Origin of the sequence: Saccharothrix deserti, assembly GCF_009769385.1 — a bacterium.
Lineage (GTDB): Bacteria > Actinomycetota > Actinomycetes > Mycobacteriales > Pseudonocardiaceae > Actinosynnema > Actinosynnema deserti.
On the sequence record NZ_VKAB01000099.1, the window covers coordinates 1 to 9,693 of the forward strand.

Consider the following 9,693-nt stretch of genomic DNA (forward strand, 5'->3'; position numbering starts at 1 on the left):
ACCTAGCAGGTGCCGTCCGACTCCTTCATGCCCGTGTTGGCGCCTGCCGTCCGGCTCACGATGTTCGGTACGCAGTTGGTCTGGTCGAGCTTGTAGCTGTAAGGGATGTTGACCGTGGTGGTGGACTTGGGGTCCGGACCTGCGGGGTTGGTCTCGCTGTCGGGGCTGGACCAGGTCACGTTGTCGAAGATGTTGCCGCTGACCTGCCAGTACCCGGCCTGGTCGGTGTAGAAGGTGCCGAGGACGTCACGGGAGTTCTTGAAGTAGTTGTTGTCCACCTTGGCCTTGGCCCCGGCTCGGGAGTTGATGCCGGACTCGTTGAGGCTCACGTAGTGGTTGTTGTACATGTGGGCTGTGCCGCCCCGCAGCAGCGGTGCCCGGGAGTCGATGTTCTGGTACAGGTTGTGGTGGTACGTGATGAACCCGTTCGACTGGTCGCTCTCACTGGACCCGACCAGCCCTCCGCGGCCGGAGTTGCGCAGGGTGCTGTAGGACAGGGTCACGTACTGGGTGTTGTCCTTCATGTCGAAGAGACCGTCGTAGCCTGCCGACTCCCCACCCGACGCCAGCAGGTCGGTGTGATCGACCCAGACGTTGCGGACGTTCCTCTCCATCGCGATGGCGTCTCCGCCGTTGGACGTGGGAGAACCCGACTTCTTGACGTTCCGGACGGTGACGTTCCGGATGATGATGTTGCGGGACTCGCGGATGTGGATGCCCAACTGGTCGAAGACGGCTCCGCTGCCGACTCCGATGATCGTGACGTTGCTGATCCGCTTGAGTTCGATCAGGCCGGCGGCGGTGTCGCAGCTGTTGCCCGAGACCTTGCTGGTGTTGCCGTGGTTGATGGTCCCCTCGACCTCGATGGTGATGGGGGTGTCGCTACTGGCCCGGCTGCACAGGGCCTCATGGATCTTGGTTCCCGTGTTGGCCCGAACCGTCGCCCCGCCCTGACCGCCGGTGGTTCCGCCGTTCGCGGACGCGTAGCCGGTCGCGGTGCCGGCCGCCGCCGACGCCGGTGACATCGCCAGGACCACACTGGTCGAGGTCGCGACGGCTAACGCCGCCAGGACTGCGGGAATCCGCCGTGCGACTGTTCGTTTCATTTCGTCTCCTGCGTCTTCGAAGGTGGACGGTGCTGCGGCGCACACAGGCCCGAGGGCGTGCGGCTGCCGGGATAAGGCGCGGCGAGTTCGAGTTCCGATCGGGGGCATCGTTGCCTCCGTTGATTCGAAAGATCAATCAGCACGTAAAGGAAAGCGCTTGCCTCACGCACGCTAGAGGCCGATCTCGATCGTGTCAATCCGTGGCTAGTCATTCACAAATGTGGACAACACCTCAGGTGGGCGATTGCCTCAGGCGATCACGTACATGAACAAATGGTTCCGGTACGTGAACTCCCGCGTCCCGCTCATTCGGCGCTCCGGCTCCGGTAACCACTCCCGCGGCCGGACGAAGATGGTGCTGGAGAACAGTTACTTCAACGGCGTCAAGGACCCGTACTTCAAGGACGGCGGCGCCGAGCTGCGCCAGAGCCGCAGCATCGTGGTCAGCTCAACCGGCGAGCAGCAGACCGGTGGCGGTGGCGCTCGACCTGCCCGGACTCCAGCGCCGCCATCACCCGCAGTCGCAGTACCTCGCGCTCCGCAGGTGACAACCGATGCGCATACCCGGCCTCGATCACGAGTGATCAGCCTACGGGCAAGTGATCACTTTCGATTCGATACCACGTTGAACCTGCGCGCTCCTCCTTGCGGGGCGGATACGTGAGTACGCAACCGCCCCTGCCGTTCACGTCTATGAATTCATAAACGGTCGAAGACGCGGTGGTGCGCCTCGATGAGGTCGGTCCGGTATTCCTCGGTCCGCGGGATGGGCACCGTGCTGTGCAGGCCGGGATGGGTTTGGACGCCGTATTCGGTCACGGTCGTCATATTTCTTCGTGCATGGCCGCGCGGCTTCCAGGTAGACGTCTTTGACCACGGGGTGGGAGCCGTCGATGGTCGGGCTTGGTTCGTCGGACCGGGTGTTCCACCTCGTCATCAGGGCGAGCATGTTCGGCTCGTTCAGCGCAGGAATCCGGTGGGCGGTTCGATCATGGTCGTTGTCTCCGTTCGTGTGTTATCGGCTTCCCTTGACGCGGACGAGGATGATCAGCCCGCCGACGAGGGTGAGTGCGCCGCCTGCGAGGTAGAGCGCGTTGTAGTTCTTCTCGCCCGCCACGGCGCCGATGCCCAGCAGTGCCGACGCGAAGAGCGGAGCCACCGCGTGAGGGATCTGCTGCGCGTAGTGCACGATGCTGATGAACCGGCCGGCCTCGGTTCGGCTGGGCAGGACGTCGAGCACGATCGCCTGGTCCACGGCCGAGAACGCGCCGAGCCCCAGGCTCGTCAGCGCCGAACCGACGACCAGGAGGACGAGGCCGCCGGAGACGACCATCAGGACCGCGCCGAGGCAGAACACGCCGCCGGCCAGCAGGACCAACACGCGCCGCCGTCGCAGCCGGTCGGATAGGAATCCGCCCCCGAGCGCGCCGATCATGGTGGCCGGCACACCCGCGCCGGCGATCGCGGCGACCGTGCCGCCGATGCGCTCCACGGGAACACCGAGCCGCTGCGCCAGGAAGAAGGTCATGAAGGTCGTGTTGAACGTCATGCCGACGTAGAAGACGAACCTGCCGAGCCAGTTCCACGCGAAGTCGGGGTGCTGCCGGGGGTTGAACACGTAGTTGCCGAACAGTCGCCGGGCGCTCAGCCTGCCCTCGGGAAGCGGTATCGAGCGGCTGTCGTGGTCCTGGGTCCAGATGAGCAGCGGCATGAGCAGCAGCAATCCGACCACGCCCGGCAACAGCAGCAGGAGGAGGTTGTCGCCCACCACCGTGGTGGCGAGGCCGATGCCCAGCACCGGCGCCACCATGTGCGCGCACCCGGTTATCCCTGAGATCCAGCCGCGCTGGCGCTGGGGCACCTTGTCGGCCACCAGGAAGTTGATCCCACCCATGACGGCCTGCCAACCCAGCACGGCGAGCACCCAACCAATGGTCAGCACGGCGATGTCGGGGGCCACACCAAGCACGAACAGCGCCGGCATGCCGACGAGGGTGCCCGCGATCAGGTAGGGACGCCGCCTGCCGAGCCGCGACCGGGTGCGATCGCTGAGCACACCGACGAACGGATTGGCCAGCAGCGCGACGATGCCCCCGACGCCGGTGAGGTAGCCCAGGTACTCGTCGCGTCCCGGTGCGATCTGGTCGATCCGGATCGCCAGCGAGTACGCCATCGGGGCGATGTAGGCCATCCAGGCGCCTGTGCAGGCGAGGACCAGCAGCCAGACGTATCTCGTGGTGAGGCGCGGCGGTTCCGCATCGCCCGGTTCCCGCGACGGGGGCGGCTCCACCGGCGTCACCACGACCTGACCTGCCGGGCTGTCCGGGGTCTCCAATCCCGCCGATCCGGGGTAGGACACGCGATCCTCCTCGATCATCGCACGAAGGGCACATGCGGGAGCTCGCGGCACAGGGGAAGCCGCGCGAGAACCTCGACCAGTTCCCGCGGCACGGTCTTCGTCTCCGGCGAGTGGGTACGGCTACGGCTGTCCGCACTGCGGTGACACCGGCAGGTGACACGAGTAACACGTCGCTGGGGTATAGTGACACGAGTAACCGGATGCCGGAAGACCCCGCCGCAGGCTCGGGTCGGTCGACCGCACCGATCACGAGGAGGACCCCCGCGCATGACCGCCGTGCCCCCGCACCCCACGAGCGCCGACGTGGCGCGTCGTGCGGGGGTGTCACGAGCGACGGTGTCCTACGTGCTCAACAACGCCGACCACGCGATCAGCGAGGAGACGCGGTCGCGGGTGCTGGCCGCGGCGCGCGAGTTGCAGTACGCGCCGAACGCGTCGGCGAGGTCGCTGCGGGCGGGGCGCAGCAACATCGTGCTGGTGCCGGTGCCCGAGGCCCCGTCGACCCCCGGTGTGGACACGGTCATCGGGCACCTGGACGGTGAGTTGACCAAGCGCGGCCTGCGGATGCTGCTGCACGGCGACCGCACCGCCGCCGGTATCCAGGGTGCCCGCGCCTGGGCGGAGTTGCGTCCCGCCGCGGTGTATCTCAACGTACGGCGCGGTACACGGCCGGCGGTGGCGTTGTTGCGGCGAGCGGGTGTGCAGGCGGTGTTGCTGGGCGGCGTCCCGACGGTGCCCTACGCCCCCTGCGTGCCGCTAGACGAGACCGCCGTGGGCCGGGTCGCCACCCGGCACCTGCTCGACCGCGGTCACCGGCGCCTGGCCTGCCTGGTGCCCCGCGGCCTGCCGGCGGCCTTCGCCGAACGGCGCTTCCGCGCGGTCGTGGAGACCGCGCAGGCCGAGGGCGCGTCGGTGGAACGGGTGGACTGCGACCTCACCACGGACAGCCTCGCCGCAGCCGTCAGCCGCTGGCGCGATCCGGTCCGCCGGCCCGACGCGGTCTACGCGCACAACGACGAGTTCGCCATCGCCCTCATCCACACCTTGCACGAGACCGGTCTCGACGTCCCGCGGGACGTCGCGGTGATCGGCTCGGGCAACCGTCCGCTGGGCGCCCTGCTGCGGCCCACGCTGAGCACCGCGCACTTCGTCGTGCCGGACATCGCACGGGTGATCGCCTCCTCGATCCGGCGGTTGCTCGACGGACAGGGCCTCGATCCGGACGTGGCGACGGCGGTGCAACCGCGCCTCGTCCTCCGGGAATCCGCATGACGATCCGGACCGCGAGCCCGTGAAGGAGGGGCCGTCAATGCCGGCACCGCGCAACGTTCTCGGACTGGCTGCGGTGTTCGCGGCGAGCGGTTATCCCCGGTAGCGAGCAGTTCAACGCTGGTGGTGTGATCACTGCGCGGCCGATGTAAGAGATCCGAAAGAAATGGTGTCCGGTGCGCGTGTGGGAGCCGATGGCACCCGGTGGTGTGCCCACTTGTTCACAAGTATGACCAGCGTGCGCCGATTTGGTTCACAAGTATGACCGGACCGTATTATTCACCGAAGCCACGGGGCAGTTTCGTGATCAGTTTCGGTGGCGCTGACCTGGGCGTTCGATTGATTCGATACCGCATCACAGGTCACTGCCCAGAATTCGCCCGTTGACCTGGCACGACGGACCTCATAGCATTCGGCGAGCAAACGGTTTCCTGTCCGAATGGCGCAACGAAGCACCCAGGGGGCACCGTGTTTGTCGCTTTCCCGTCGGCCGGTCCGTGCCGGGGTCGACGCACTCTGGCGTTTCTTGCTTCCGGCAGGGTCGCATTCCTGCGCCAGTGAACCCGATCTATGCCCGCAGTGCCCCGCCGCGCATAAAAGGGCCACGGTCGAGCACCTCCTCCCGAAGAGCGTTGAGAAGCGGAGTTGTCATGGGCACATCGGAGCAGCCTGTCGGCACGCGGTTAGCAAGACCGCGTGGCACCCGCAGGGGATTGATCGCGGCAGCCGCCGCGACCGCGCTGGCCGCCACGCTCGCGGCGTGGCCGAATGCCGCGCCCGCGGACGCCGCGGTCGGCGCGGGGACGTACACGGTGAAGAACGGGGGCAGTGGGCAGTGTCTCGACGCGCCGGGGTCGAGCCCGACGAGCGGTGTGCAGCTCCAGCAGCAGGGTGCGCCGGCGGTAGTGACCAGGAGTGGACGCTGACCGCGGTCAGCGGCGGGTTCCGGATCGCGTCGGCCGTCGGTGGCCTGTGCGTCGGTGTGCGGGACGCGTCGACCAGTGCGGGCAAGCAGATCCAGTTGGAGACGTGCACCGGCGCCGCCAGCCAGACCTGGGCGGTGACCGCGAGCGGTAGTAACTACCGGGTGGTCAACGCCAACGGTGGCAAGTGCATGAACATCAAGGACAACTCCACGTCGGCCGGTGCGTTGGTGCAGACCAACTCCTGCGACGGCGCCGCCACCAAGCAGTGGACGTTCACCCCGACCACCGGCGGGCCGACCTCGACCACCACCAGCACCAGCACGACGACCAGCACGACAACGACCACGACGACCACCACGACCACGACCACGCCGCCGGGCTCCGCGCTGTACGTGTCGCCGAACGGCAGCGACAGTGCGGCGGGGACGGTGTCGGCTCCGACCACCCTGACCTCGGCGATCGGCCGTGTCGGCTCCGGTGGGACGATTCTGATGCGTGGTGGGACGTACCGGTTCTCGCAGACGGTGACGATCCCGCAGGGCAACAACGGTACGTCGGGTGATCGTACGGAGTTGTTCGCGTACCCCGGTGAAACGCCGGTGCTGAACTTCTCGGCACAGGCCGAGGACCCGGCCAACCGCGGGCTCGCGGTGAACGGCAACTACTGGCACGTCCGCGGCATCATCGTCGAGCGGGCCGGTGACAACGGGATCTTCGTCGGTGGCAGCAACAACGTCTTCGAGCGCACGATCACGCGCTTCAACCGGGACACGGGCCTGCAACTGTCGCGGATGCTGTCGAGCACGCCGAAGGACCACTGGCCGGCGAACAACCTGATCCTGAGTGCGGAGTCGCACGACAACGCGGACTCCGACGGTGAGGACGCGGACGGGTTCGCCGCGAAGTTGACGTCGGGTCCGGGCAACGTGTTCCGGTACGCGGTGGCGCACAACAACATCGACGACGGTTGGGACCTGTTCACCAAGACGGACACGGGTCCGATCGGTGTGGTGACGATCGAGGATTCGTTGGCCTACGAGAACGGCACGTTGAGCAACGGCGGTCAGGCGGGCAACGGTGACCGCAACGGCTACAAGCTGGGCGGTGAGGACATCGGGGTCAACCACGTGATCCGGCGCAACATCGCCTACGACAACGGCAAGCACGGGTTCACCTACAACCGCAACCTGGGCACGATGGCGGTGTCGAACAACCTGAGCATCGACAACGCCGAGCGCAACTTCACCTTCGACGGCGGCAGTTCGGTGTTCCGCAACAACACGTCCTGCCGCAGCGGCAGCGGCACCAACGACCGCATCATCGGCAACTCCGACACCTCCAACCAGTTCTGGATGGGCTCCAACGGCTCCCGGTGCGCCAACTACACCGGTGCCCTGGGCTGGTCCTACGCCTCCGACGGCCGCCTCGCCGTGACCCTCGGCGGCAAGCCGGTCACGCTGTAGCCGACACGCGAGTTCGACGGGTCGGGCCAATACCTCACCGTACTGGCCCGACCCGTCGAACCATCGCGCGCTCGTAAAGCGTACGTAATTCCGGACAGTTGTCGCGGCGTCCGGAAACGGGCGCATGGTGCTCGACTGCGGTCTGGATGCCGGGCACGTACAGGTTGCCCGCCGACGCCCTGCTCCGCGCCTACGCCCAGCCGCCACCGGCAGGCGGCCATGCCGTCTGGGCCGCGTCGTGAGCCCGGTGTCGATCGGCGAGGAGGACCAGCCGTGGCACGAGAACGCACCGGCCACCTGCCCGCCACCGCCGTCCGAGACGTCCTCCTGTCCAGGCAAGGCATGCACTGATCCGCACTCCGGCTTGCGGCCCACGACTTCGGCGTCGTTGTGACAACTCCGGCACACAGCATGCGCCGAACCCTCCGGTGAAGAAAGGACAACGATGCCCGTTCTGACCCATCCCCGCACGCGTTGGGGCCGAAGACTCCTGGGCCTGGTGGCCGGCGTGCTCGCCGTGGTCGGTGCCTCGACACTCGTGCCGAGCACGGCCGAGGCCGCCGCTACGACCCTGGGTGCGGCGGCGGCCCAGTCCAACAGGTACTTCGGCACCGCGGTGGCCGCCTGGAAGCTGGGCGACTCGCAGTACACGACCATCCTCGACCGCGAGTTCACCATGGTCACCGCCGAGAACGAGATGAAGTGGGACGCCACCGAGCCATCCCGCAACAACTTCACCTTCGGCTCGGCCGACCAGATCGTCAACCGCACGCGCGGCCGCAACCAGCCCCTGCGCGGCCACACCCTGGTCTGGCACTCACAGCTGCCCGACTGGGTCAAGAACATCGGCGACGCGAACACGCTGCGCAGCGTGATGAACAACCACATCAACACCCTCATGGGCCGGTACCGCGGCCAGATCCACTCCTGGGACGTGGTCAACGAGGCGTTCGCCGACGGCAGCAACCAGCTCCGCTCCTCCGTGTTCCGCAACGTGCTCGGCACCGGGTTCATCGAGGAGGCGTTCCGCACAGCGCGCTCCGCGGACCCCGCCGCCAAGCTCTGCTACAACGACTACAACATCGAGGACTGGAACGCGGCCAAGACGCAGGGCACGTACAACATGGTCCGCGATTTCAAGTCGCGCGGCGTGCCGATCGACTGCGTCGGCTTCCAGGCGCACTTCGGCAGTGGTGGGCAGCCCAGCAGCTTCCAGACGACGTTGGCCAACTTCGCCGCGCTCGGCGTGGATGTCCAGATCACCGAACTCGACATCAAGGACGCGCCGTCGAGCGCCTACGCCAACACCGTCCGGACTTGCCTGAACGTGTCGCGCTGCACCGGCATCACCGTCTGGGGCATCCGGGACAGCGACTCCTGGCGCGTGGGTGAGAACCCGCTGCTGTTCGACGGCAGCGGCAACAAGAAGGCGGCCTACGGCGCGGTGCTCGCCACGTTGAACGGCACCGGTGACCTCCCGTCACGGGTCGTGAGCCTGCGTGCGCAGGCCAACAACAGGATCGTCGCCGCGGACAACGCGGGGGCCAGTCCGTTGATCGCCAACCGCACCTCGATCGGCCTTTGGGAACAGTTCGACCTCATCGGCTGACGACACCATCAGAAGGCCTCAACGACGAGGAGGAAGTACATGCTCACCATGAATCGGACACCGTGGGCCGTGCCACGGCGTGGTAGACGGCCGGTGGCGTTCGCCGCGGTGACGGCGCTGCTGGCCGGACTCGTGCTCGCCATCGGCGCGAGCGAGGCCAAGGCGGCAACCGTCGACACGAACGCCTGGTACGTGCTGATCAACCGGCACAGCGGCAAGGTGCTGGACGTGTCCAACCTGGCAACCGGCGACGGTGCGCCCATCCACCAGTGGGACCGCACCAACGCGACCAACCAGCAGTGGCAGTTCATCGACTCGGGTGGCGGCTACTACCGGCTGCGCGCGCGGCACTCCGGCAAGGTGATGGAGGTGTTCAACTGGTCCACCACGGACGGCGCCGACATCGTCCAGTGGGGTGACCACAACGGCACGAACCAGCAGTTCCGGTTGGCCGACTCGGCGGACGGCTACGTCCGGCTGCTCAACCGCAACAGCGGCAAGGCCGTCGAGGTCCAGGACCTCTCCACCGCCAACGGCGGCAAAATCGTCCAGTACTACGACTGGGGTGGCGCCAACCAGCAGTGGCAACTCGTCCCGGTCGGCGGCACGTCGGGCTCGCTGCCGTCCACCTTCCGGTGGTCCTCCAGCGGTGTGCTCATCGGCCCGAAGTCGGACGCCACGCACAGCATCCGCGCCGTGAAGGACCCGTCGGTCGTCCACCACAACGGCCGCTACCACGTGTTCGCCAGCACCACCAACAACAACGGCGCCTACAGCATGGTGTACCTGAACTTCACGGACTGGTCGCAGGCGGGCTCGGCGCAGCACCACTACCTGGACCGGACGGCGATCGGTGGCGGGTACAAGGCGGCGCCGCACGTGTTCTACTTCGCGCCGCAACGCCTGTGGTACCTGGTCTTCCAGACCGGTGACAACGCGGCGTACTCGACGACGTCGGACA

General features: G+C 67.1%; 8 protein-coding genes. 5 read left to right on the plus strand and 3 right to left on the minus strand.

Features of this window, described 5'->3' with window-relative positions:
- Positions 1-2: 2 nt before the first annotated feature.
- From FM051_RS48845 to FM051_RS48850, 3 genes are all read right to left on the minus strand, one after another.
- Positions 3-1,106, minus strand: coding sequence for a pectate lyase family protein (locus FM051_RS48845; protein WP_158854680.1), 1,104 nt, complete (start codon positions 1,104-1,106; stop codon positions 3-5).
- Positions 1,107-1,805: 699 nt separating this feature from the next.
- Complete coding sequence (locus tag FM051_RS53545; protein WP_274383912.1) at positions 1,806-1,934, minus strand: hypothetical protein; 129 nt, start codon at positions 1,932-1,934, stop codon at positions 1,806-1,808.
- A 187-nt stretch (positions 1,935-2,121) separates the two neighbouring features.
- Entirely contained in the window at positions 2,122-3,483 is a 1,362-nt protein-coding gene (locus FM051_RS48850) for an MFS transporter (protein ID WP_158854682.1), read from the minus strand.
- A gap of 249 nt (positions 3,484-3,732) precedes the next feature.
- On the opposite strand from FM051_RS48850, the gene FM051_RS48855 reads away from it, so the two are divergent.
- From FM051_RS48855 to FM051_RS51315, 5 genes are all read left to right on the plus strand, one after another.
- Complete coding sequence (locus FM051_RS48855) at positions 3,733-4,737, plus strand: LacI family DNA-binding transcriptional regulator (protein ID WP_158854683.1); 1,005 nt, start codon at positions 3,733-3,735, stop codon at positions 4,735-4,737.
- A gap of 647 nt (positions 4,738-5,384) precedes the next feature.
- Complete coding sequence (locus FM051_RS52900; RefSeq protein ID WP_238413245.1) at positions 5,385-5,660, plus strand: RICIN domain-containing protein; 276 nt, start codon at positions 5,385-5,387, stop codon at positions 5,658-5,660.
- Positions 5,570-7,123 carry an RICIN domain-containing protein gene (locus FM051_RS48860; RefSeq protein ID WP_238413246.1) on the plus strand — a complete coding sequence of 518 codons (1,554 nt, stop codon included), beginning with the start codon at positions 5,570-5,572 and terminating at the stop codon, positions 7,121-7,123. The genes FM051_RS52900 and FM051_RS48860 overlap by 91 nt, the downstream gene beginning before the upstream one ends.
- Positions 7,124-7,568: 445 nt before the next feature.
- Entirely contained in the window at positions 7,569-8,732 is a 1,164-nt protein-coding gene (locus FM051_RS48865; protein ID WP_158854687.1) for a glycoside hydrolase family 10 protein, read from the plus strand.
- A 39-nt stretch (positions 8,733-8,771) separates the two neighbouring features.
- Positions 8,772-9,693, plus strand: a 922-nt coding sequence (locus tag FM051_RS51315; protein WP_202919505.1) for a non-reducing end alpha-L-arabinofuranosidase family hydrolase, incomplete at its 3' end; no start/stop codon positions are given.